The following is a 22657-nucleotide window of genomic DNA, read 5'->3' as shown; positions in this document are numbered from 1 at the left end:
AGGGGCGGATGGTCAGCGCGAAGGCCACGATTCCGCCGATCACGAAAACCGGCCCGCGCAGGTTCCAGCGCTCCAGGGCGTCGCCGTGCTTGATGAAAGCAAATACAAGGAGGGCGAGGCCGGACAGGCCGACCGCAATAGCGAGCCACCGGGGGAGCATGGCCGGCCCCATGGCATTGAGCGTGCCTTGGTCGAGATCCCGCGTGAGCCACAGCGCCAAGGCTGCCAGAGCAATCAATACCAATCCGCCCGCACAGTCCTGACTCATCTTTATGAGATCAGCAGCCTTCGCCGGTGATCTATCGAGCTTTCCATGCATCCTCACCTCCCTTGTTCGACGACCCTGGAGGCTGGCCACCTGACCCCGATGTGCCCCAAGGCAGATTGCCTTCTTGGAGGCGCTGTGATCCCGCCGCGCCTTTGACCGTGTGCACCGGAGGCGACGCCGCTGAACACCAGTGCATGAGACAGTCGCAACCGGCACTTTGAATGCTGATCAATGAAGCTCCTAGTGAACGATATTCGATCTTTGTGCGGATACGGCTCCTCAGACGAGTAGCGTCACGCCGGACAGCAGAAGAAGAATAGACAGGAGGCGGCGGAAGAGGCGCTCGTCAAGGCGGCCATAGATCTGCAATCCAAGCCATGCGCCGGCAAACAAGGCAGGCAGAGACACGGCCACGAGAAGGAAGCCTGTTGCATCCAATGTCGTTGCGCCGAGAAGCAGCAGCGTCGCCATATGAGCGAGAAGGATGAAAGGCTGATAGACCCCCCGGGCCGTTCCCTTCGACCATCCCCGGAGTTGCGTCCAGATCGTGGGGAGAACTCCGGAGAAGCCCCCGAGGCCTCCCAGAATGCCACCGAGGAAGCCGACAAAGGCGTCGCTGCTTCGCCCTCCCCCCTGAATTACGGGCAAGCGAGGTGCCAGAACGGCATAGAGACCGTAGAGGACGAGGAACACCCCGACAGCAACTTTAACCTTGGAAACGTCTGTCTGGGTTAGCAAGGCAACGCCGACCGGTATGCCAATCAGGCCGCCCAGGGCAAAGGGCCAGAATCGTTTCAGCTCGATGCTGCGTCGCATCGGCCAGACGAGGGTCGTGTGGAGGAGTGTCCCGCAGGCGACGACCAGCATCGTCGTATGGAGAGGTTCAAGAGCATGAAGCCAGATGGCAGAGGCGGTGAGCGCGAAGGCGAAGCCGGCGCCGCCTGCAGCGAGCGCCCCTGCAAAGGCTCCAAGCCACACAATGCCGAGCACCTGAAGCGAGAGACTAGCAACCAGCATTGCTCACCCGAAGCATGGGGCCCGTCGCGGCTTCGACCTCGCTCAAGCCCAGAAGATCCGCGGCATTCCGGTAGAGGATTCGCTCAAAGCTCTCTGGGCGGATTGGCAGCGAACGGAACCAATCCAGATAGCCTTTGACTGGGGCGAATGGAAACGCGCTTGCAAACAGGAAGCGGTCCGACAGCCAGGTGTCGGCAGCCTTAACGTAATCGTCCATGCCGGGCATGTTCGCGAGAAGGTAGTCCGGCGACAGGTAAAGGTTGGGCCGGCGGAAGGCGACATGCAGGATCTGATGCACCCAGGGCCAGTTGCCGTGCGAGGAGACGATCTTCAGGCCCGGGAAGTCTCCCAGAACCCGATCGAGCCGGTCCGGAGCGGTGTAGGAGAGATCCGGACCCGCATTGCCCCCGGTCATCAGGATCACGGGAACGTTGTGATCTTCGCAGAAGGCATAGATTGGATAAAGCCTGCGATCATCGGTGTGCAGCGGCGGAGAGGCCCCGCCCGGCTCGATATTGACTGCTCGAAACCCGGACGCCACTGCCGTACGGATCTCTTCGACAGCCTTCCTGCGCTTGATCGGATCGATCGAGGCGACAGGGATGAAGCGTCCGGGATGAGCGTCACAGAATTCTTTGACCGTCGCGTTTTCGACTGAACCGAGATTGCCGGAGTTTCGTCCGACGACAACGCCCATATCGATTCCGGCAGCGTCCATCTCCTCGATCAGCATAGGCACGGATTGAGCTTGCGCTGCCGGAGAGGGCTCCAGGCCGATAGCGCGGGTAATTCGATCACGACGCTCGGCACCGGCATACATCACTGTGTTGAGAAAGCCCTCATAAGGAGGCCTTATTCTGAAGTCGATGATGGGCAAAGCAATTCCCTGAATAGCAGATATAGTGTGCGGAAAAAGTGATCTGCGAATCAATAAAAACCGCTCAGATCACCTCTTCCTTCTTGTTGTCGGTCTCCCCATAACGGCGCAGGGTCGCAGGCCGCGTGCCTTCATAAAGCTTGTCGATGCCTGGAGCGATTTTGGCATTCTCGCGCTCGAACAGGCTGTTGCCCTCAAGGTCACTCTCCACGAGAAATGGACCGAAGTTCTCGACATCAAGAACCCAAGCGGCCTGGGCAAGGCCCAGCTCTTCCTTCCAGTGTATTCCCACAACATTGCGGATGCCCCGTCCGAGAAGAGCACCAGTTCCATAACCGACCGTCGTCAGATAGATTGTGTTATTCGGGACGAAAATGTCACGATACACTTCCGACGTCATGCCGCCCTTGCCGATAATAATGTTGCAACCAGACAGCTTGAGCCATCCGTCAAGCCACTTGGCGAACCGGAAAGAAGCCGTTGCAGTGACGGATCCGACATTCAAGGTTCCATCCGGCTCGATAGTCGCGGCGGGAGAGCAATGGAAGTTTGCGCTTCCCAAATCCTCCCGCGACGCGGGCATGCCCACACCTTCCTCAATGGCCCGCTTGTAGATCCCCTCGCGCGCCGTGAAGACGCGTCCTGACAGGTACACGACTGAGCCGATTTCGAGAGTCTGCAGATCTTCCGTGCTGGCCGGAAGCTTCAGATGAACCGTTTTGAGCTTGCTTGACATCGTGCTTACTCCGCAGCTTCGAGCATCGGCTGATCCCACTCGACCGTTGCGCGGCGGGAATAGTCGGTGAACCACATGGGATCGGTTCGGAACTCGGCCCTCCCATCGGCGTAGATGCGAGCCGTCGACCGGCGCGACGACAGACAGAACATATGCACGCTCATCGGCATCCCGCCGGTGTGGCAATATCCCACCTCGATTTGGCAATCGACAACCATGGAACTGCCCATGAAGCCCATGGCGCCCATGCCGATGTTGTTGCCCAGCTCATGCAACTCGTCTTCCAGTGCCGCAATCTTGGGATCGGGGTTGCGGCTTCCAACGGTGCGAAGGCATGAGGCCTGTTTGCCAAGCACCATGCAGGCATCCTTCGACCCGCCTAGGCCGACACCGATGATCGCCGGCTGACAAGCAAGACCGCGCTTGCCGAAAGCGACCAAGGTATCCAGGTAGAAGCGCTTGATGCCCTCAATGCCGTCGCCAGGAAACAGCATCCGGTAGTCCGAGCCGAACAACCCTCCCTTGTGAACCGTCGTCAGCTCAACCCAATCCGCGTTTGGGTGGAACGAGTATTCGATCTCCGGCGCGTTGATGCCAACATTGTTATTGTGATCCGTTCGCCAGAGCGGATGAACACGGTTAGGCCGGAGGGGGACCGAATGCGTCGCATTCGCGGTTGCCCGTCGAAGAGCAGCTTCAAGGGCGATCGGGCCGCCGTCGATCCGGGCGTCATTGCCGATCTTCACATACCAGCGTGGCACGCCGGTATCGCCACACATCGCCCGTCGATCCTCTTTGGCAGCCTCGTAGTTTTCGAGCATCGCCTGGATGACGAAGGCCGACAGATCGCCCTTCTCGGTGTTGGCGCAGCGGCGTAGCCCTGCGAGATAGTCATCCGGAATCTCGATAGCGGCCTTTGCCATCAGTTCTTCGGCGGTTCGTTGAAGGGATGCAAGAGGGATCATGCTGTGCCTCGGATCATTCAGCGGCATCTTTGACACCAAGAAGCGTCTCGCCGGGTTTGACATGGGTGAAGCGGACTGGCTCATCGGTGATCTTGAGCCCGTCGGCCGTCTGGCGCACCATCGTGAAGCACGAGGTCGCGAGATCACCCGGTTCGGGGTAGTCGGTGCGGAAATGGGCACCACGGGAGTTGCGGCGCTGTTTGGCAGCCAGCGCGATCACGCGGCTCGTCTCGCATTGCGAACGCAGATTGAGCCAATCGTGCCACGTCAGATTAAAGGCCTTGTCACCGTCGGGAATGCCGGTGGAAAGAAGCTCGGCTTCGATGTTTTCAAGACCCGTCAGCGCTCGGTCGAGGCCGGCCTCATCCCGGGTGACGCCAACGTCCTCCCACATCAGGTCGAGGAGCTTCTCACGCAGCGTGTTGAGGTCACCCGGCTTCTTCCTGAAGGGATGCTGGGCCCTGTCGACCTCGGCCTGGAGCACTTCCTCGTTCACGGTGCGGTGCCCGGGGTTCCTGACAAGCCAAGCAGGCATCATATCGCCGGCGATCCCACCGAAGACGGTTGAGTTCGCCACGCCGTTGCCGCCGAGCCGGTTCGCACCATGCATGCCGCTCGCATCCTCGCCGGCAACGAACAGCCCAGGCATTGCTGTCGAGGTATCGGCATTGCAGACGAGACCGCCCATGAAATAGTGCGCGGTCGGCACCACCTCGACGAGGCCGCCAGCCAAATCAAAGCCGCAGTCGCGGCAGCGATCCACCATGCCCTTGAATTTCTTAGCCACATCCTTTGGGCCAAGATGGCTCATCTTGATATAGACGCCTCCGTTAGGCGAGGTCCGGCCCGCTTTCATCTCGGCATAGATGCCACGGCTGACCACGTCGCGGGTTGCCCGTTCGAGCTTGGGATCATAGTCCCCCATAAAGCGGTGCATGTCGCCGTTGAGCAGATGACCTCCTGCCCCACGCAGGCCTTCCTCAAGCACTGTGCCAGTCATCCGCGTTTCGGGGCCGGCCAGCAGGCCGGTCGGGTGGAACTGGACCATTTCCATGTCCCGCAGCGGCAGACCGGCTCGCAGAGCCATGGCGATGCCGTCCATGCTCTTGTCCCCGGACGGAGTATGATACCGGTACATGGTCGGGCCGCCGCCGGTCGCAAGGAGCACCGCCCGCGCCTCGACGAAGCGGAAGGTTCCCTTGCGGATATCGACGAACAGGACGCCTGCAATCGCGGTTCCGTCGCGGCTTGGAATGAGAGCCAGCGCCCGGTGCTCCTCAAGCTTCCTCACGCCTGGCCGGGCCCACACCTGCTCCATCAGTCGGTTGATGATCTCAATCCCGGTCAGGTCGCCCTTATGGACGGTTCGGTCAAAGGTCTGACCCGCAAAAGCCTTTCCGTGCAGCGTACCATCTGGATTGCGGTCGAAGAAGCAGCCGATTTCGTTCTCAAGCTCTCTGACACGCTCCACAGCCTTGCTGACCAACGTCCAGGCCAGTTCCTGATTGGGAAGCCACTTGCCGCCTTCGATCGTGTCCATGAAGTGACGCTCAACCGAGTCGCCCGGGTTCAGCGCCACGTTGTAGCCGCCCTGCACCATGCGGGTGCATCCGCATTTGCCCAGGAGGCCCTTGGTGGCAAGCGTGATATCCAGATCCTGTCCCGCCCGTTGCGCATGAAGGGCTGCGAACAGGCCAGCTCCACCGGAGCCCAAGATCAGAATGTCGGTGCGCAGACGTTCAATGGTCACGTCAGAGTCCTCAAAATACGCGGATCAGGAAGGCAAAGGCCACGAGGGCTGACATGACGGTGGCGGCCAAAGCCATCAGTTTCTGGCCGTCACGCCAAGAGAAGTTCTCAACCAGAAGGAGCCGCAATCCGCCGAGCATATGCACGAGAAGCAGGAAGACCAGACCGGTTTCCGCGAACTTGACAAGAGGCGCGTCGGTCCATCTCAGGAAGCCTTCGAGGTTCTCCCCATTGCCGATCGCCATGCCGAGCACCAGAAAATGCAGCGGCAGGAACGCCGCCAAGCCGATTCCGGACAACCGGTGGACCATGGCCGCGAACCAGAGGATGTTGCGGCGATGATTGAGCAGGAGAGCTGTCATGGCAGCACCACTGCAGCGATGGCTCGCAGCCCCAAGACACCCAGGAGGATCGCGAAACCGATCGATGCGATCTCGGCCGTGCGATGGCGCATCGGCGTCCACTCGACCAAGATGTTCCGTACGCCAATGGACGCATGAATGGCGGCAGCGGCGACGAAAACGCCGTAGAACAGCGCCCAGGCAACACTGCCGCGTGTGCGTGACAGGATATCGGCCGCAGTCAAATCCTGCCGGGTTGCGTAGAAAATCACGGCAAGATGCACGATCAGGAGCGGGACCATCGCCGCTGCGGTCATACGCTGCCAGAGGTAAAGACGAACGTTCATTTCTTGAGATCGCCCTTGAGGTAAGCCTGCACGGTCCGGCGCTTCAAGCCGGCGATCGCGGCCGTCGGATTGAGAGATTGCGGGCAGAACTGCTGGCAGGTCTGATGGGAGTGACAGGAGTGGCAGCCGCCGCCACTTGCGACGGCCTGAAGACGCTCGGCCTGCCCTGAGTCCCTGACGTCGTTGACGAGCGACCAGGCTCGGTTAAGCGCAGCCGGCCCCATGTAGTCGCCGTTCCAGCGCACGGTGTCACAGGCCGAATAACAGACGCCGCAATTGATGCACTCGACCGCCGCATCGGCGGCCACGCGCTCGGGCGTGTCAGGCCGGATCTCCTCGATGGGGTCATGACGTGTCTTCGAGGGTTCGAAAACCCCCTTGGCGGACTGCCATTTCTCGAAGAACGGCTTCATGTCCGTCGCGAGATCCTTGATGATCGGCATGTTCTGCAGCGGGCCGATCTGGAGTGCGCCGTTCTTGGCAACCTTTGAAACGTGCGTTCGGCAGGTCCAGCGCGGCCGCCCATTCACCACCATGGCGCATGAGCCGCACATGCCGACCCGGCATGCGAAGCGGTACGAGAGGGTTGAATCCACGTTGCGCTGGATCCAGGTGACAACATCGAGGACCGTCTGGTTGGCTCGCTCCGGCACCTTGTAGGTGACGTAGGCTCCGTCTTCTCCGCCGCGCCAGAGCGAGACCGACATTTCAGATTGCATTATCTTTGCCTTCAACTTTTGATGCCGGGCATCAAAGGATCCAAGGCTTTGTAACAGGCCAATGATTTCAACAAAAACGAATAAGATTGAATCTTAAATTCATAAATATTAAATCTTAGACACTCAGGGGCGCGGCGAAGCCGCGCCGGAGGGTTTGCCCCGCCCATAGGCAGGGGAGTTCGCCTGTTGAACCTGGTCTTTTAGTTCCGACAGCAGCGCTTCGGCGAGACTAGCCTTGGGGTGGTCGGGGGCATGGACGAGCCCGATCACACGGTAGGTTGGCGCTCCCGAGAACGTGATGGACCGCACAGGCAAGGCGAAGGGGTCGCCGGTGGTCCGCAGGGGAATGATCGAGACACCGAGGCCGTGATGGACCATGTTCGTGATCGCCTCTAAGGTATCGAGCGTCATGGCCTCTTCAACGCGCAAACGCCGCTGTTTGAGGAAGCGGTCTATGATCTGACCAACCCATGCCTGACGCGTGTAGCGAATGAACGGATAGGTGCTCAGCAGCTCTTCTGCTTTCCGGCCCGGAGCATCCAATGGGGCTATAAGAACGAGAGGCTCCCGGGCGAAGGGCGACCATAGCAGCCCCGCTCCACCCTCCAGCAGATCACTGAGTATGGCCGCGTCGAGTGTGCCCCTCTGCACCCGCTCCAGAAGATCCTTGGACAGGCCCATCGTCAGTTCAACATGCAACCCCGGATACTTGGCTCTGAGGGCTACCAGCGCTCTAGGCATCACGCCTGTAATCACACTCGGGACGACTCCGAGCCTGAGATGCCCCTCAACCAATGAGCGAGCCGCATCTCGGAAGAGCTGATCGTACACCTGCACGACTTCGGCAATCCGGGGAACGAGAGCGCGTCCCGCTTCGCTCAGGACCGGAGGGCGCTTCGATCGGTCGAACAAGGCAAAGCCGAGCTCTTCCTCGAGCGATTGCATCTGAACGGTAACTGCGGATTGGGTGCGGTGTACCGCCTTGGCAGCTGCTGCAAAGGACCCTCCCTCCGCAATTGCCAGAAAGGTCTTCAGATCGCGGATAGACACCCGATTCCTCTCCCTGTGATATGCAATTTATTTCAACTCAATATTTATAAAATTTCATTTTTGTTCAAGTTTCAGATCCTGTTAGGCTGAAGCAAGAACCTACAACGGCAAATATAAGCTCAGGGAGAGACCTACATGAACGCCAAACTTGCTGCCTTGTCGTGTCTTATCGGACTGGCTGCAGTCTCACCGTCATCGGCGCAGACTTATCCATCGCGTCCGATCACAATGATCGTTCCCTTCGCGGCAGGCGGCCCTACTGACGTCGTCGGAAGACTCATCGCGGAGTCGATGAGCGAGCATCTGAAGGCTCAGGTTGTCGTCGAGAACGTCGGCGGCGCCAGTGGTACGGTCGGCGCGGGACGCGTGGCGCGTGCGGAGCCTGATGGCTACACTGTTCTCCTCAACAACATGAGTCAGGTAACAGCGCCGCTTCTCTACAAGCAACTCCCCTACGATGCTATCAACGATTTCGAGCCGATCGGCCTTGTGGTGGATGTTGCCCAGACCGTCGTGTCCAAGAAGGGTCTCCCTGCCAAGGACCTGAAGGAACTTGTCGCTTACGTGAAGGCGAACAATGTCAGCTTGGCCAATGCCGGCAGAGGCTCCGGATCTCATCTTTGCGGCCTCCTGATCAAGCGGGCAACCGAGGCAACGGTGAACGAAGTTCCCTACCGGGGCACGGGCCCTGCCATCAACGACATGCTGGGCGGTCAGGTTGATGTGATGTGCGATCAGATCACCAACACATCCAGTCACATTCGCGGCAAATCCATTCAGGCCTATTGTGTGACCTCCAAGAAGCGGGTGCCTGCGCTTGCTGAGCTCCCAACCTGCAACGAGGCGGGCCTGCCAGGCTTCGAGGCTAGCGTATGGCATGGGTTCTATGCTCCGAAGGGCACGCCAAAGGACATCACCGCGAAGCTGAATGAGGCGCTTCAAGTCGCGTTGAAGAACGAGAAAGTGAAGACGCGCCTCTCCGAGCTTGGCACCGAGCCTGTTCCCACAGGTGATATCTCACCGGAAGCCTTGCGCAATCATCTCAAGATGGAAAGTGAAAAGTGGACGAGCGTGATTAGCTCGGCCAAGATTGCACTTGAATAAGCAGCTGACCAAGCCAGCCTCATCGACCCAACCATGACTGCGGCGTTCAGGCGGCGCCGCAGCACTCACAGGAACAGTAGACAATGAACATGCGTATCAGAGGTGCTGACATCGTCATGCGCACCTTGGATCAGGCGGGCTTCAGAACGATCTTCACCCTCTCGGGTAATCACATCATGCCGCTGTTCGACGCGGCTCTCGAGACGGACCTCCAACTTGTTCACGTGCGCCATGAGGCTGCAGCCGTTCATATGGCAGACGCCTGGGCTCGACGGACGGGGCAATGCGGAATCGCGATGGTAACGGGCGGAGCGGGGCATACCAACGCCGTCGCAGCCCTGTGCACGGCGCTAGCCGCCGATTCGCCTCTGGTTCTTCTTTCAGGACATGCCGGTCTCAACGAACTCGGTCGCGGAAGTTTTCAGGAACTGCGGCAAGCCGACATGGCCAGTCCCGTGACGAAGGCCTCGTGGACAGCCGCCTCGATCGAGACGCTGGGACACGATATCGCGAAAGCGGTGCAAATTGCGACGTCCGGCCGCCCTGGCCCCGTTCATATCAGCCTTCCCGTCGATCTCCTCGAAAAGCAGATCGACGATGCCTCCACTCTTTGGCCCAAGAGGGACGATTTCGCTTCCGCTCACCGGGGACTAAGCGACCTGTCCGCCAACGCGGTCCTCTTTGCTTTGCAGAACGCGAGAGCACCGCTGATCCTCTGCGGTCCCATGCTTTGTCACGTTCCGATGTCCGATGTGGTTGCTCGCCTGAAGGAGGCTGTTGGCGTGCCGGTCCTCAAGATGGAGAGCCCGCGCGGTATCAATGATCCGAGCCTTGGCGCCTTTGCGGACGTGCTCGGTCGTGCGGACTTGATCGTGCTGCTGGGAAAGCCCCACGATTTCACGATCAAGTTCGGCAGCGCGCCCGCTGTCCGGCCGGATTGCGAGTTCATCGTGATCGACCCCGATCCGGTCTTGATCGAGCGAGCCATTCGGGAACAAGGCCCGAAGCTGATCTTTAGCGCCATCGCTGACGCCGCAGCAGCAGCCGAAGGCCTCGCCCTGCAGTCAGAACGGTCGAAGGCAGGCGCCAAGCCTTGGACCAAAGAGGTAGCGGACGCCATCAGCTACCGTCCTCCGGAATGGCAAACCATATCCTCCAAGCATGGCGAACGGGTCCATCCCATCGAACTGTGCCGAGCGCTCGCGCCGGTGCTCGAGCGCCACCCAGGCGCCACCCTCGTCTGCGATGGCGGCGAGATTGGTCAATGGCCGCAAAGTCTTCTCAACCCTGCAAACCGCATCATCAATGGCGTGGCAGGCTCGATCGGGGCCGCTATCCCCTTCGCCATTGCGGCGTACGCCGCGGAGCCATCAGCACCTGTTATCAGCGTCGTCGGCGATGGAACCTTCGGCTTCCACATGGCGGAGTTCGACACGGCGGTGCGCTGCAATCTTCCAGTCATCGTGATCGTCGGCAACGATGCCGGCTGGAACGCCGAGTACCAGATTCAGCTTCGATCCTATGGTCGAGAGCGAACACATGGATGCGAGCTGCTGCCGACGCGATACGACCGTGTGGTTGAAGCTCTGGGCGGACACGGCGAGTTCGTTGAAACAGCAGAAGAGCTTGTTCCCGCACTTGAGCGTGCATATGCCAGTGGCAAGCCAGCCTGCATCAATGTCATGATCCAAAGAATGCCAAGCCCCGTGGTTCGCATGCCTCAATAATCGACCACGCAAGGTTTAGGATCTGTGAGCCCTCGTCAAGAAGGGCCCTATCAAAGGGAGAGGATACGATGAGAAAGTTGCTATTGCACAAACTTGCCCCTGCGGCCATGGTCGCAGGGGCTCTCTTGACGTCACCCGGAGCGATGGCGGACACCTACCCAAGCAGACCCGTGACCATCATCGTTCCCTTTGCCGCAGGCGGAACAGCAGACGTGATCGGAAGGATCTACGCCGACCGCCTTTCGAAAAAGTTCGGCCAGCAGTTTATCATCGAGAACCGTGTGGGTGCAGGCGGTAATATCGGCGTCAATGGAACAGCCAAGGCTGCTCCAGACGGGCATACGATTGGTGTCGCGTCTGTAACGATTGCGATCAACCCGCATATCTACAAGGGCAAAATGCCCTTCGATCCTGTCAAGGACCTGAAACCCCTAATGCTGATGGCCACCCAGCCGAATGTGCTGGTGGTTCATCCCTCCCTTCCCGTCAAAACGGTGCCGGAACTGATCAATTACCTGAAGGAAAACCCGGGCAAGGAGACGTTTGCCAGCTCAGGGGTCGGAACATCCCTTCACCTATGCATGGAACTCTTCATGTCCCAGACCGGCACGAAGATGGCCCATGTCGCTTATCGCTCTTCCGGCCAAGTGATCCAAGACGTCATGGCAGGTCACGTCAAGATCGCCTGTGACAACGCAGCTAGTGCTGTCCCCCAGTCGCTCGCAGGTAGCGTGCGGCCATTGGCGGTCAGTTCGCTCAAGCGCCTGGATGATCTTCCGGGAGTTCCGACCGTTTCCGAAACCATTCCGCAGTTCGAGGCTCTGACATGGTTTGGTCTCGTTGCTCCTGCAGGTCTGCCGGATGAGCTTGCCGGTAAGCTCACATCGGAGATGTATACGATCAGCCAGGATCCGGAGGTTCAGTCCCAGTTGCGCAAACTGAGCGCTGTTCCCAGCAGCATCAAGGCTGACGAGTTCGGAGGGTTCATCAAATCCGAGCTCGAAAAATGGGGCCCCGTTGTCGAAAAGGCCGGCATCAAGGCGGAATGATGGGCCATCTTTGATCGGGAAAGCCGTGGGTAGCGAATCTATCTTCTATCCACGGCTCCTACCGGACAATGGCGCATGAGAGCGAGGCCGTGATCCAGAAGGATGTTCATGAGAGAGCCTGGAGAATCCCGCCGGACCAGGAAGCGGCTCCCTGCCAGAAAATTGCTGGAAGGCCGCTCGGTCATGAACGCCGAACTCATCAAAGCGGCCCTCAAGGAGCGCTTTGATGAGGATGTGGAAGTGCCAGTCGCGTCCGACAGGGTTGAGTCTCTCGCTCCGTTTGCCTTTCATGGTGTGTGTCGGGACTATTTGGATCGCATTGTCGACCCGGAACTGATCCGTCTGTTATGCGCATGTGCTATGTGCTCGCCGTCCAAGAGCGACCTGCAGCAACGCGACATCATCGTCGTGCAGGATCCTGGATTGCGCACCCAAATTGCGGAACTCGTCAAGCACATGCCCTGGGTACGGCAGGCTCCCGCTTTCTTGGTTTTCTGCTTGAACGCGAACCGCCTGCCGAGGGCAGCGGCCCTTCAGGGCAGGCCCTTCCCGAACAATCACCTTGATCTCTTCTTCAATGCGACAGGTGATGCGGCGATCGCTCTGGCTTACTTCCTCCAAGCCGCGGAAAGCCTGGGTTTGGGCACATGTCCAATCAGCGAGATACGCAACCATGCATCGGCTATCAGCGATTTGTTGGGTTTGCCTGAGCGTGTCATCCCATTTGCAGGGGTATGCCTCGGCTGGCCGGGAAAAACAGGACGTATTGTTCCCCGTCTGCCGCTCAGGATGACGGTGCACCACAACCGATACTCGGAGAACGATCTTGAAGAGCTGCTCATGCAATACAATGATCGTGGGCAAAAGATGCAGGTTTATGGCGCCCAACGCGCGATTGGCCAATGGGGAGTTTCCTCCTCGTACGGTTGGGTAGAAGACAAAACCCGCCAATATGCAGGAAAGCACCGCGCTGACTTTGGCGAGTACGTCAGGTCGAAAGGCTTCTGCCTTGACTAGGATTCCGGCAAGATTCCCGCTCTCGCCCTGAGCTCTGCCACAGCCTGCCTCAAGATTGCTATCGAGACGGCACGGTCTTCAATAAATTGCTCCTGGACGATGTCGACCGGAACTGCTTCGCCGTACATACATGGCATTCGATCCAGGCGAATTGCCTCTTCGTAGCGCCTGTAGGTTGGCGATCCGTAGCCAAAAACTGAAACTAGAGAGCGGCGGACCACTTTGCTTGCATACTGCACGGCTGGATCATACCGGCCCTCGACCTCTTGGGGGTCGATCGCTTCCAGTTTCTCAATTGTTTGTTGAAGCGCGCAAGCAGCTGAATGTGCGTCCGCCGACAGGAACTTGCGGTCATCTCTTCGACAAAGCAGCCTCAACAACATATTTGACCACCTCTACTACAAACCATTGCCTTAGATGGCCACCGAGCGGCACCTGAGCTGAGGTCCTCTAGCGAGAAACTCCGGATTCCTAACAAGGACTTCAATTTGGGCAATCAGGCACTCGGCGTGGGCTTCGTAACATGGGCGGTGCGGCATCAAACACTTGTTCCGCCCGGGACCATCATCCCTCTCCCAGATCGTCAAAGTTACCATTTTGATTTTACTTTTCAATAGATCTCATTAAACTTACCTTGTGAGGGACCTGTGCAAACAAAGTCTGAGACGTTGGTTGCACCGCAACATCAATACTGCACCGCAGCAGCAACTATTTTTTGCAGCAGTGGACAAGAACAAGATCTTGTGGCGCTAAGGCATATGCTTGGAGGGTCGGAGTTTGACCAAGAATGACAATGATCCACATCGTGGACGTGCGCGCGCCCTCCACAAGGCCGGAGATTCTCCAGACTTGGGCCGCTCCGACAAGAAAGATGAGGCACAACTGCAATCAGAACCCTTGCCGGACGATGCCGTCAAAACAAGGGGAGGCAAGAACTGGATCGACTTCCTGAAAAGCCTGCCTCTTTACTAAGCTGGAGAGTTTTCACTGCCGAATTGGCGATATGTAAAGGACTGTCAACTTAACTGAGTGAGGGCCGCTTTCCGCTGTACTCAGCTACTCCTCGATGGGCCATGCTGTTAAATGGTCGTGGCACGCTGCGGGACTAAACGCCGGTAAGAGCAGTTAAAAGCGTTAAGTTGACCGTGCCACAGATCTTATGCTGGTCCCAACATAATGTCTGCGGCCCACAGTTGGACTCGTTCCGTTCGTCCGTTCAATCGCGCCGGAAGATGACATTGGCGAGCCAGCCGAAGAAGATCGCAATCACGGCCGTGGCGAGGCCGTAGAGCAGCGACCAGTCGCGGGCCACCATACCGATCCGCTCCTCAAAGCCCGTCTTGACGAGTTCGACGCTGGTGCTCGTGCGGGCCAGGATCACGGTGTCAGACTCCGCTTCAGAGCCTTGAGGATGCGCGCCTCGATTCCCTGGCAGCCGATGTGCGATCATTGCGGCACATGCCCTTGAGGCGCAGCCATGGCGGTCATTGAATAAAGGTTCTCTTCACATGCAACCCAGGAATGCGGGCTTCATCAGCCTAGTGCCGTATTGAAACCTTGAGCCAATCTCCTGATCCGTCACTCGCCGTTGATCATAGCTCTGATCCGGGGGGCCAGAGCCTCGACCGCGAACGGCACCTGATTATTGCGGTGCAAATGGATTCTTGAACCCACCCGAGCGTGCAGGTGCCTTGGGGGGATGATGAGCGGTCAGGTAGTCCAGGATCAAGTCCCTGTCCGCTCCCTCAATCTCAGGCATCCCATGCCGAGTACTCATCCAGGTGAGTGTCTCGTCCCACTTGTCCCGTGTCATTCCCTGGTTTGAGACAAGCTTGTAGCCGTGACAACCCGTGCACATTCCAAAGGTCTCGTCCCGACCGGGCCCCTCTGGAAGATCTTCAACCTGCTCGTCGCGTGGCGCGAAAGCAGGTGCAGGGCCTTGAGCTGATACATTTGTGGTAATGGCTGATGTGGTCAAAGCGATCACCATCAGCCACACGATCCGGTTCACCATGTAAGACCCTCAACCCACAAGAACGGCGACGCGGTGCATGGCATTCCCGCCGTAACCTTGCGGGTTCCAACTTGCTGCCACAGGAGGTTGCACCTTGCCGTTCGAGTCAGTGGCCCGGGTCCAAATCTCGTAATACCCGTCGGACGGCAGCATCGCAGTGGCGGTCCACCGATTCCAGTCATAGCGATTGCGGGTAGGCGCGAGTGTCGCCTGTGTCCATGTCTGGCCAGCATCCGTTGAAACATCAACGCGGGATACTGTGAGATCACCGGCCCAGGCCGCACCGCGCAATGTGACCTCACGCGTGCCTGCGGGCAGCCTCGTGCCGTTGGTCGGGTTGGTGATGATGCTTCTTACAGGCATGGATTCAAGAATACGGAAATCCTTCTCGTCGGCCTTGCCGCCTGGCACCATCGGTTTGTTCGGCACCCTGTAGGAAGTTCCTGTCATCCCCTGGCCGTCGTGTTCCCGGTCTCGAAGAGTAATACGCGTCAGCCATTTATGTGATAGGGATCCGGGCCAGCCGGGAATGACCAGGCGCAGGGGGCCACCATGAATATCGGGAAGCGGTTCGCCGTTCATGGCGTAGACGATGAGGCTATGAGGCTCCATCGCCTTGGCAATCGGCATGCCGCGGGACAATGCTTCCATGGACGGATCGCCGGACAAATGCGGGTCAGCTCCATAATGAGCCGTGTATTTTGCATTCTGGTTCAGCCCGGCAGCTTGAAGCACTTCCCCCAGTGGAATGCCTGTCCATTCAGCGCAGCCTGCGCCACCATTGGTCCATTGATTGCCCCGGGCCTGCGGCTGAAAGAAGGAGCGTCCGTTGCCGCCACATTCGAGCACCATCCGGAAAGTCTTAGGCTGAAAACGGAACTTTAGCTCTGCCAAAGTCAATTCCAGTCTGTTGTTCACCTCGCCGTCAATCGTGAGTTTCCATGCTTCAGGATCCGTCGTGGGCTCTGGAATCTGACCGTTGTTGCGGATGAAGAACTTCGAGATCGGCGTCGTGTCATCATCCAGCATGTGCTCGGGAGTCTCAGCGACAAGCGGCCTTTCTCCCAGAACCGAAAGTGCTTTATCCTTGCCGGGATAGTCGAGCGCCTGTGGTCCTCCTTGGGCTTGAGCTGCCCCACTGGATGGTGCGGCACCTTGCGCTGCTGCAGGAGAAACCAGGCTGTTCATGGGGCCGGGCAAAGACGCAGCAGCACCCGCTGCCGCACCTAAACCAAGCATGCTGGCTCCACTCAAGAGGCTGCGTCTGCTGATGCCAGCAGATTGGTCATTCTCGGTATGCACGTGATCAGATGAAATGTTCTGGGACATTGCGCGTTCCTCCGTGAGCTACAGGCGCTTCATCAAAAGCTCGCGCCTCTTTTGTCTGATGATACGACAGAGTTGTTGGTTCGTGAAAATTCTTACCGTCTGCTTTCCTTCTGATGCCGCAACGATCCTGAATGAGTCACGCCCGCGCGCTCCACATCGAAGGAGAGCATGAACAAGTTGGTTGTCGCTTCAGTTCCTCCTAACAGGTGCAGGACCGCTGGAGCGGCGAACGACGAGTTCAATCGGGAGCTCGATCTGCGCAGGCATTGTTGTGCCGCGCAGTGCGTCAATGAGAAGCTCTCCCGCCTGAGCGCCAAGTTGTGCCGTGGGCAAATGGACTGTCGTGAGAGCAGGGGAAAGGTGAGCGGAAATCTCCAAGTTGTCGATGCCGACAATGGAGATATCTTCCGGTACTCTCAGTCCGCGCGACTGGGCTTCGAAAAGGGCGCCAACCGCCATGATATCATTTCCGCACACAACCGCTGTCGGTGGTGCAGCGGCTGCCAGAAGTTGCGCCATTCCTGCGCGTCCGCCTGCAACGCTGAACGTTGTTTCGGCGATGCGCCATTCGGGGAGCTCCAAGCCAGCGTCGACCAAAGCAGCGCGTGTGCCTGCGACACGCAAACGCGCGCGATCATTCCAGCGCCTTCTGCCGGAAATTGCTCCGATCTGCTGATGGCCAAGGGCGATGAGATGCTCGGCTGCGATCTGGCCTGCTCGCATGTTGTCGAACCAAAGTGACGGAAAGCGATCTTCGCGCGACCAAGTGATCAACACCGGAACAGATGCGGAGGTAAGCAGATCCCATGTTTCGTCCAGGTGATCGGCGCCCACCAGAGTGAGCGCATCTACGCCTCGCATAAGCATGGAGCGTGTCGCTGCAGCTTCGGCCTGCGCCGAGTACTCATGGCTCGCAATCAGCAACTGGTAGCCATTTGCCAACAGAATATGCTGCAACGACTGGATCGCCTGCGCGAAAATGGCATGATCCAAGGTTGGGACGATTGCGCCAACCGTCATAGTGCGTCCTGATACGAGCGCGCGGGCAGCCCCGCCTGGGACATAGCCTAAATGCGCCGCCGCCGCCTGAATCCGCTCCAGGGTCTCGGCTTGCACGAGGCTAGGACGAGTCAGGGCCCGAGAGACTGTTGCAAGTGAAACACCTGTCTTCTCGGCCACATCTTTGAGCTTCGGTCGGCTGCTTCGCTTCATAACAGGCTGCAAACATAATGAAAATTATTGCAAACCTATCACAAGCCATTTCAGGCCACAACAACTAGGTACATCGTAAAAATATACCAACCCGGACATAGGGGCTTGACAGAATGACAGGTAGTTGAAAGTCTTTGCAAACGTTTGCTGAAAGTGCCGCAAAGAGCACAGCGCCCTGGAGGAAGTGCCGTGACGAACAACCGACGCCTCATAGTCGGTTTTGCGACCTTGGCTGTCATTGCAGCAATTTGGTACGTGATGACCGAGGCTACAGGATGGATCTCGCCAGGGCGGTTTCCGACGCCTCTGGATACATGGGATGCCCTGAGCCAAGTCACTTTTGGCGAATATGCCAATGGTGCATTGTATGAGCACGCGTTTCACAGCGTGAAGCTTGTTCTGCTTGGATTCATGGTCGCGGCCGGAATCGGCGTTCCGTTAGGCCTTTTGATGGGCTGGAATTCCAAAGCAGAAGCGCTGATCAATCCAATTTTTCTTTTGATCCGCCCCATTCCGCCGCTGGCGTGGATTCCCTTGGCAATTCTTTGGCTTGGCCTTGGCGACGCGGCCAAAGTAATGGTGATCTGGTTCGCAGCCTTCGTTCCTTCCGTCGTGAACAGCTACACGGGGGTGAAGGCCATTGACCCCGCCGTTATCGAGGCCGTTCGGATGCTTGGCACGCCGCGCTGGCGTTTCATCCGCGAAGTAATGATCCCGGCAGCTTTGCCCATGATCTTCACCGGGTTGAGACTATCATTGCAGGCGAGCTGGACCACGCTGGTCGCGGCTGAGCTCGTAGGCGCACTCTATGGCCTTGGGCGCGTGTTGAATGTGGCGCAGCAGGATATCTACCCCGGCATGATCCTCGTCGGGATGATCAGCGTTGCGATCCTAGGCTGGGCCACGACGATGATCCTCGGGCAGGTCGAACAGCGTTCCTTGCGGTGGATGCAGGTGCGTGGATGAGGAGACCGGATATGAGCCTCGCCATGCAAACGAAAATAAACCTTTCCGAGATGTCGGCAGATCGTGCTCAACCTCAGCGGAGTGCCGTCACCCCTCCCATCCGGCTCACGCGCTCTGAACGTATGCGCCTGGGGACGATAGGCCTGATTGGGTTTATTGGGATCTGGAGCCTTCTCTCCCTGACGGGCCTTGTTCCAAGGCAATTCTTGCCTGCCCCCCACGAAGTTCTGATCCGTTTCATCGAGTTGTTGGGCACGCCGTTTGCGGGCGCGACTCTGGTCGAGCACTTGGCATCAAGCTTCATGCGCTTTGCTTATGGCTTTCTTCTGGCGGCAATGATCGGAATCCCGCTTGGTCTCCTCATGGGATGGTATCGCTGGCTGGATGATGTGATCACGCCGATCTTCGACATGTTGCGCTTCATCGCTCCAATCGCATGGGTGCCCTTCGCAGCGCTCTGGTTCGGTACCGGCATCGGCGGGCCGATCATGATCATCTTCGCCGGCGCATTCCCGCCGTGCCTGATCAATGCTTATCGTGGCGCCCGCTTCGTCAATCGAAATGTGATCGAAGCGGCTCAGATGCTTGGAACAAGCAACTTACGAATCGTCACGGAAGTTCTTCTTCCAGCCTCGATTCCATCGATTGTCGCAGGGCTTCGCGTATCCGCAGGGCTGGCCTGGCAATCTCTGATCGGTGCGGAGCTGATCGTCGCCTCAGCGGGCGTGGGCTTCATGATGGTCCAGGCTCAAGCTGGTGTCGCCACGGCAACCGTCATGACTTGCATGCTCGCCATCGGCCTTGTCGGTCTGCTTATCGACGTAGCGCTTCGGCAGATTGAAACCGCCATCCGGCGCCGTCATGGACAATCCTGAGAGGGTTCATCGCTATGGCTTCCATCGAGTTTTCTTCAGTTGGCAAGGTCTTCAACCGCGCTGGCATCGACTTCGTGACCCTGGACGGTGTTGATCTTTCCGTAGCCGAGAAAGAGTTCGTCGCAATTGTCGGACCGTCCGGGTGCGGAAAGACGACATGTCTGCGCATGGCGGCGGGTTTCGAGTTTCCCACCTTGGGCACGGTCAAAGTCAATTACCGTGATGTCACTGCGCCCGGACCTGACCGTGCCGTCGTTTTTCAGCAATTCGCCTTGTTCCCCTGGAAGACAGTTGCGCAGAACATCGAGCTTGGACTTCGGAACAAGGGAGTTCCAAAGGTAGAGCGACAGGAGCGCGTGAAAAACGCGATCGCTCTGATGAGCCTTCAGGGATATGAAAGTGCCTACCCGCATCAGCTCTCCGGCGGCATGCAGCAGCGCGTTGCGATTGCACGGGCCTACGTCCTTGAGCCGGAAGTGCTTCTCATGGATGAGCCATTCGGGGCGCTCGATGCACAGACTCGCGTTTCCATGCAAGAGGAACTCGTCCGGCTCGCGCGGGTGAATCCACGGACGGTACTTTTCATTACCCATGCGGTCGAAGAAGCCGTCTACCTAGCGGATCGTGTCGCAATCATGACCAAGCGGCCCGGGCGCATCAAGGAAATCATTGACATCAAGTCTGTACGTCTCGCTGAAAAGTGGGACGAGCATGAGCGGATCGAAGATGTCATGGATCTTGAATCATTCGTCCATCTGCGGACCCATATCTGGCGTTCGCTCAGGGAAGAGAAGGGAAGCCAAGTTCACTGATCGGGAACCATAAAGATCAGCCATCCCCGATCCATTCAGGCCGTACGGAGGAACACATGCTCAAGACCATCGCCGCAGGCTTCACAATTGCAACAGCTATCCTGGCGCCGCTTCATAGCTCGCAGGCTCAGACGAAAGTCAACATCAGCTATCAGCCCGCGCTCTACTGGGCCCTGCCATTTTACCTAGCCTCTGAGAAGGGCTGGTGGAAAGAGATTGGGCTTGAGCCGAGCTTCTCTCTCTTTCCGGCCGGCGCTCCGCAGGTCGCTGCAGCCCAAGCTGGCTCCTGGGATATGGGTGCGACCGGTTCCGTGCCGGCCGTTCTCGGAGCGGCGCGATCCGGGCTTCTGACGATCGGCATCTCGAATGATGAGTCGAAAACCAACGTTCTCATGACGTTGGCGGACAAGTTCAACGAGTTGCAGGCCGATCCTACAAAGATCAAAGGCCAAAAGATCCTTTTGACAACGAACTCGACGGGTGACTATGCGGTCCGCAACTGCCTGAAGAAATATGGCGTGGACACGAAAGATGTTCAGTTCGTCAATCTAGGACAAGCGCAGATTATCTCGGCCATCAGCTCCAAGAACGGAGAGCTTGCCGGAGTATGGGCTCCCAACACCTATACGCTCGAAGAAAAGGCGAATGCCAAGACGCTCTGCACGGGGGCTGACGCCGGTGCAATCGTGCCGGGTGCGCTTATCGTACGGGCCGATTACGCGAAAGAGAATCCGCAGCGGGTTGCAGCCTTCCTGGCGACCTATCTCAGAGGCTGGAGCTGGGCGAAGGCCAATCCGACAGAAGCGGCCGATGCCATGAAACGCTTTTACAGCCAAGGAGGTGTTGAAATATCCGACCGCGCGATCAAGCAGGAATTTGACCTGCGTCCGACTTACAACTTGACTGAGCAGTTGAAGTCGATGGATCGGGCAAACGGTGCCTCCGAAGCCGATAAATGGTTCGGCAACATCGCAAGCTTCATGGCAGAGGCCGGAACGTTTCCGCGGGCTCCCGACATGAAAACCGTCATTACCGACGAATACATGAAGATGGTGGCCAGCGATCCGAAGCTGAAGGCTTTCGCTACGGAATTCGACAGCAAGACCCAGTAATTCAAAAACCGGCCTCGGGCATTCTCCCGAGGCCCCGCTCACCAGCGAGGTTGAACATGTCTCTTGAATATTTGAAGCGAGCCTCGAAGACCCCCGAGACTGAAACCGGAGCGGCTCAGAAGGTCGTCACCGAGATGCTTGCGGCAATCGAGAAAAACGGCGAAGAGGCGGTGCGCGACTTCGCCTTGAAGCTCGACAAATGGTCAGGGGACATTGTCGTTACGCAGGAGGAGATCGAGCGCCGAACACGCAATGTGCCGGAGATCGTGAAACGGGACATCGAATTCGCCGCCGATCAGGTCCGGCGCTTCGCCGTTGCTCAACGAGAGAGCGTTCATGAATTCTCTGTCGAGCTCGTGCCGGGATTGACGGCGGGGCAGCGTCTGATCCCGGTCAATGTCGCGGGTTGCTACGTGCCGACAGGCCGTTACGCTCACATCGCATCCGCCTACATGTCTATCGCGACGGCCAAGGCGGCCGGCGTTAAAACCGTGATCGCCTGCTCGACGCCTTATAAGGGCGAGGGCATTCATCCTTATGTTCTTTACGCAATGAAAGTGGCCGGCGCTGATGTCGTCATGACGCTTGGCGGCGTTCAGGCGATTGCCAGCATGGCTTATGGCCTTTTCACGGGTAAGCCAGCAGACATCATCGTTGGACCAGGCAACAAGTATGTAGCCGAAGCCAAAAGAATGCTGTTCGGGAAGGTGGGAATCGATGTCTTTGCCGGACCTTCGGAGGTCGCCATCATCGCTGATGACAGCGCCGACCCTGAAATCGTCGCCTCCGATCTCGTTGGACAGTGTGAGCATGGGCATGAAAGTCCCGCATGGCTGTTTACCACATCACGCCAACTGGCGGATGCCGTCATGCAGCGGGTGCCGGAACTGATCGAACAGCTTCCTGCGACGGCGCGCGATGCTGCAGGCGATGCATGGCGCGACTATGGAGAGGTGATCCTCTGTTCGAACCGTGAGGAGGTAGCCGAAGTATCCGACCGTTATGCGTGCGAACATCTCGAGGTTCATGCCGCCGAACTGGAATGGTGGCTGCAGCGGTTGACCAATTACGGCTCGCTTTTCCTGGGGGAGGAAACAACTGTTGCCTTCGGTGACAAGACCTCGGGTCCCAATCATATTCTCCCCACCAAGTTCGCAGCACGCTATTCCGGCGGGCTTTCAGTGCACAAGTTCCTCAAGCCGCTCACCTGGCAGAGGATGGATCGTGAGGCGTGCAAAACGATCGCACAGGCAACGGCGCGCATTTCCCGTCTCGAGGGAATGGAGGCCCATGCTCGTACGGCGGATGCGCGGATGCAAAAATATTTCGCAGGCCATAACTTCAATTTGGGTGTTGCGGTCGAGGGCTAGA

23 protein-coding genes and 1 pseudogene are annotated in these 22657 nt (G+C 58.3%); 10 read left to right on the top strand and 14 right to left on the bottom strand.

What is annotated here, in order from left to right:
• From JQC81_RS21935 to JQC81_RS21890, 10 genes are all read right to left on the bottom strand, one after another.
• Nucleotides 1-268 (bottom strand): tripartite tricarboxylate transporter TctB family protein (locus JQC81_RS21935; RefSeq protein WP_246520582.1); only part of this gene is annotated, 268 nt, incomplete at its 3' end.
• Nucleotides 269-547: 279 nt separating this feature from the next.
• Nucleotides 548-1285: a sulfite exporter TauE/SafE family protein gene (locus tag JQC81_RS21930; RefSeq protein ID WP_203273898.1), complete on the bottom strand. Its 738-nt coding sequence runs from the start codon at nt 1283-1285 to the stop codon at nt 548-550.
• The gene (locus JQC81_RS21925) at nt 1272-2162 is read right to left on the bottom strand and encodes an amidohydrolase family protein (RefSeq protein ID WP_203273897.1); all 891 of its coding nucleotides are present in this window, start codon (nt 2160-2162) and stop codon (nt 1272-1274) included. Before JQC81_RS21925 ends, JQC81_RS21930 begins: the two co-directional genes overlap by 14 nt.
• 64 nt (nt 2163-2226) lie before the next feature.
• Nucleotides 2227-2937, bottom strand: coding sequence for a fumarate hydratase C-terminal domain-containing protein (locus JQC81_RS21920; protein WP_312887565.1), 711 nt, complete (start codon nt 2935-2937; stop codon nt 2227-2229).
• The gene (locus JQC81_RS21915; protein WP_203273896.1) at nt 2904-3863 is read right to left on the bottom strand and encodes a fumarate hydratase; all 960 of its coding nucleotides are present in this window, start codon (nt 3861-3863) and stop codon (nt 2904-2906) included. The genes JQC81_RS21920 and JQC81_RS21915 overlap by 34 nt, the downstream gene beginning before the upstream one ends.
• Before the next feature lie 13 nt (nt 3864-3876).
• Nucleotides 3877-5613, bottom strand: a complete 1737-nt coding sequence (locus JQC81_RS21910) for an L-aspartate oxidase (protein ID WP_203273895.1) — start codon at nt 5611-5613, stop codon at nt 3877-3879.
• A gap of 10 nt (nt 5614-5623) precedes the next feature.
• Complete coding sequence (locus JQC81_RS21905) at nt 5624-5974, bottom strand: succinate dehydrogenase, cytochrome b556 subunit (protein ID WP_203273894.1); 351 nt, start codon at nt 5972-5974, stop codon at nt 5624-5626.
• On the bottom strand, nt 5971-6300 hold the full coding sequence (locus tag JQC81_RS21900) for a succinate dehydrogenase/fumarate reductase transmembrane subunit (protein ID WP_203273893.1): 330 nt from the start codon (nt 6298-6300) through the stop codon (nt 5971-5973). Before JQC81_RS21900 ends, JQC81_RS21905 begins: the two co-directional genes overlap by 4 nt.
• Nucleotides 6297-7019, bottom strand: coding sequence for a succinate dehydrogenase/fumarate reductase iron-sulfur subunit (locus tag JQC81_RS21895; RefSeq protein ID WP_203273892.1), 723 nt, complete (start codon nt 7017-7019; stop codon nt 6297-6299). Before JQC81_RS21895 ends, JQC81_RS21900 begins: the two co-directional genes overlap by 4 nt.
• A gap of 123 nt (nt 7020-7142) precedes the next feature.
• The gene (locus JQC81_RS21890; protein ID WP_203273891.1) at nt 7143-8069 is read right to left on the bottom strand and encodes a LysR family transcriptional regulator; all 927 of its coding nucleotides are present in this window, start codon (nt 8067-8069) and stop codon (nt 7143-7145) included.
• A gap of 135 nt (nt 8070-8204) precedes the next feature.
• Between JQC81_RS21890 and JQC81_RS21885 the strand changes: the two genes are divergently transcribed.
• The 5 genes from JQC81_RS21885 (at nt 8205) to JQC81_RS21865 (ending at nt 13938) form a co-directional block, all read left to right on the top strand.
• Nucleotides 8205-9173, top strand: a complete 969-nt coding sequence (locus tag JQC81_RS21885) for a tripartite tricarboxylate transporter substrate-binding protein (RefSeq protein WP_203273890.1) — start codon at nt 8205-8207, stop codon at nt 9171-9173.
• An 83-nt stretch (nt 9174-9256) separates the two neighbouring features.
• Nucleotides 9257-10900 carry a thiamine pyrophosphate-binding protein gene (locus JQC81_RS21880; protein WP_246520579.1) on the top strand — a complete coding sequence of 548 codons (1644 nt, stop codon included), beginning with the start codon at nt 9257-9259 and terminating at the stop codon, nt 10898-10900.
• A gap of 68 nt (nt 10901-10968) precedes the next feature.
• Nucleotides 10969-11949 carry a Bug family tripartite tricarboxylate transporter substrate binding protein gene (locus tag JQC81_RS21875; protein ID WP_203273889.1) on the top strand — a complete coding sequence of 327 codons (981 nt, stop codon included), beginning with the start codon at nt 10969-10971 and terminating at the stop codon, nt 11947-11949.
• 183 nt (nt 11950-12132) lie between these two features.
• A complete protein-coding gene (locus JQC81_RS21870; protein WP_203273888.1) occupies nt 12133-12966 on the top strand; it encodes a nitroreductase family protein in 834 nt (277 codons plus the stop codon).
• Between the two features lie 777 nt (nt 12967-13743).
• The gene (locus JQC81_RS21865; protein WP_203273887.1) at nt 13744-13938 is read left to right on the top strand and encodes a hypothetical protein; all 195 of its coding nucleotides are present in this window, start codon (nt 13744-13746) and stop codon (nt 13936-13938) included.
• 244 nt (nt 13939-14182) lie between these two features.
• Here the strand turns inward: JQC81_RS21865 and JQC81_RS21860 are convergent, their stop codons facing one another.
• The 4 genes and pseudogenes from JQC81_RS21860 to JQC81_RS34445 all read right to left on the bottom strand — a co-directional run.
• Nucleotides 14183-14347, bottom strand: coding sequence for a TIGR02186 family protein (locus JQC81_RS21860; RefSeq protein ID WP_312887564.1), 165 nt, complete (start codon nt 14345-14347; stop codon nt 14183-14185).
• Between the two features lie 642 nt (nt 14348-14989).
• A complete protein-coding gene (locus JQC81_RS21850; RefSeq protein ID WP_203273884.1) occupies nt 14990-16309 on the bottom strand; it encodes a sulfite oxidase in 1320 nt (439 codons plus the stop codon).
• A gap of 189 nt (nt 16310-16498) precedes the next feature.
• A complete protein-coding gene (locus JQC81_RS21845; protein WP_246520578.1) occupies nt 16499-17329 on the bottom strand; it encodes a substrate-binding domain-containing protein in 831 nt (276 codons plus the stop codon).
• 48 nt (nt 17330-17377) lie between these two features.
• Nucleotides 17378-17521: pseudogene (locus JQC81_RS34445) on the bottom strand (LacI family DNA-binding transcriptional regulator); the annotation flags it as partial.
• 189 nt (nt 17522-17710) lie between these two features.
• On the opposite strand from JQC81_RS34445, the gene JQC81_RS21840 reads away from it, so the two are divergent.
• The 5 genes from JQC81_RS21840 to hpsN all read left to right on the top strand — a co-directional run bounded on the left by JQC81_RS21840 (nt 17711) and on the right by hpsN (nt 22656).
• Complete coding sequence (locus tag JQC81_RS21840) at nt 17711-18487, top strand: ABC transporter permease (RefSeq protein ID WP_312887563.1); 777 nt, start codon at nt 17711-17713, stop codon at nt 18485-18487.
• Between the two features lie 206 nt (nt 18488-18693).
• The gene (locus JQC81_RS21835; RefSeq protein WP_246520577.1) at nt 18694-19362 is read left to right on the top strand and encodes an ABC transporter permease; all 669 of its coding nucleotides are present in this window, start codon (nt 18694-18696) and stop codon (nt 19360-19362) included.
• A gap of 14 nt (nt 19363-19376) precedes the next feature.
• Nucleotides 19377-20174 (top strand): ABC transporter ATP-binding protein, encoded by a 798-nt coding sequence (locus JQC81_RS21830; protein WP_203273882.1) that lies wholly within the window; start codon nt 19377-19379, stop codon nt 20172-20174.
• A gap of 56 nt (nt 20175-20230) precedes the next feature.
• A complete protein-coding gene (locus JQC81_RS21825) occupies nt 20231-21286 on the top strand; it encodes an ABC transporter substrate-binding protein (RefSeq protein ID WP_203273881.1) in 1056 nt (351 codons plus the stop codon).
• Between the two features lie 56 nt (nt 21287-21342).
• Nucleotides 21343-22656 (top strand): sulfopropanediol 3-dehydrogenase, encoded by a 1314-nt coding sequence (gene hpsN / locus JQC81_RS21820; RefSeq protein ID WP_203273880.1) that lies wholly within the window; start codon nt 21343-21345, stop codon nt 22654-22656.
• Nucleotide 22657 lies beyond the last annotated feature (1 nt).

This window comes from Microvirga arabica (assembly GCF_016811235.1).
Taxonomy (GTDB): Bacteria; Pseudomonadota; Alphaproteobacteria; order Rhizobiales; family Beijerinckiaceae; genus Microvirga; species Microvirga arabica.
The sequence above is the reverse complement of the archived record's forward strand: the minus strand, read 5'-3'. Positions and strand labels throughout refer to the sequence as shown.

What these genes read in the sequence shown, in the direction of transcription:
- JQC81_RS21930 (WP_203273898.1), bottom strand. Translation starts at nt 1,285, where the DNA reads ATGCTGGTTGCTAGTCTCTCGCTTCAGGTGCTCGGCATTGTGTGGCTT.
- JQC81_RS21915 (WP_203273896.1), bottom strand. Translation starts at nt 3,863, where the DNA reads ATGATCCCTCTTGCATCCCTTCAACGAACCGCCGAAGAACTGATGGCA.
- JQC81_RS21905 (WP_203273894.1), bottom strand. Translation starts at nt 5,974, where the DNA reads ATGACAGCTCTCCTGCTCAATCATCGCCGCAACATCCTCTGGTTCGCG.
- JQC81_RS21900 (WP_203273893.1), bottom strand. Translation starts at nt 6,300, where the DNA reads ATGAACGTTCGTCTTTACCTCTGGCAGCGTATGACCGCAGCGGCGATG.
- JQC81_RS21895 (WP_203273892.1), bottom strand. Translation starts at nt 7,019, where the DNA reads ATGCAATCTGAAATGTCGGTCTCGCTCTGGCGCGGCGGAGAAGACGGA.
- JQC81_RS21885 (WP_203273890.1), top strand. Translation starts at nt 8,205, where the DNA reads ATGAACGCCAAACTTGCTGCCTTGTCGTGTCTTATCGGACTGGCTGCA.
- JQC81_RS21880 (WP_246520579.1), top strand. Translation starts at nt 9,257, where the DNA reads ATGAACATGCGTATCAGAGGTGCTGACATCGTCATGCGCACCTTGGAT.
- JQC81_RS21875 (WP_203273889.1), top strand. Translation starts at nt 10,969, where the DNA reads ATGAGAAAGTTGCTATTGCACAAACTTGCCCCTGCGGCCATGGTCGCA.
- JQC81_RS21870 (WP_203273888.1), top strand. Translation starts at nt 12,133, where the DNA reads ATGAACGCCGAACTCATCAAAGCGGCCCTCAAGGAGCGCTTTGATGAG.
- JQC81_RS21850 (WP_203273884.1), bottom strand. Translation starts at nt 16,309, where the DNA reads ATGTCCCAGAACATTTCATCTGATCACGTGCATACCGAGAATGACCAA.
- JQC81_RS21845 (WP_246520578.1), bottom strand. Translation starts at nt 17,329, where the DNA reads ATGACGGTTGGCGCAATCGTCCCAACCTTGGATCATGCCATTTTCGCG.
- JQC81_RS21830 (WP_203273882.1), top strand. Translation starts at nt 19,377, where the DNA reads ATGGCTTCCATCGAGTTTTCTTCAGTTGGCAAGGTCTTCAACCGCGCT.
- JQC81_RS21825 (WP_203273881.1), top strand. Translation starts at nt 20,231, where the DNA reads ATGCTCAAGACCATCGCCGCAGGCTTCACAATTGCAACAGCTATCCTG.
- hpsN (WP_203273880.1), top strand. Translation starts at nt 21,343, where the DNA reads ATGTCTCTTGAATATTTGAAGCGAGCCTCGAAGACCCCCGAGACTGAA.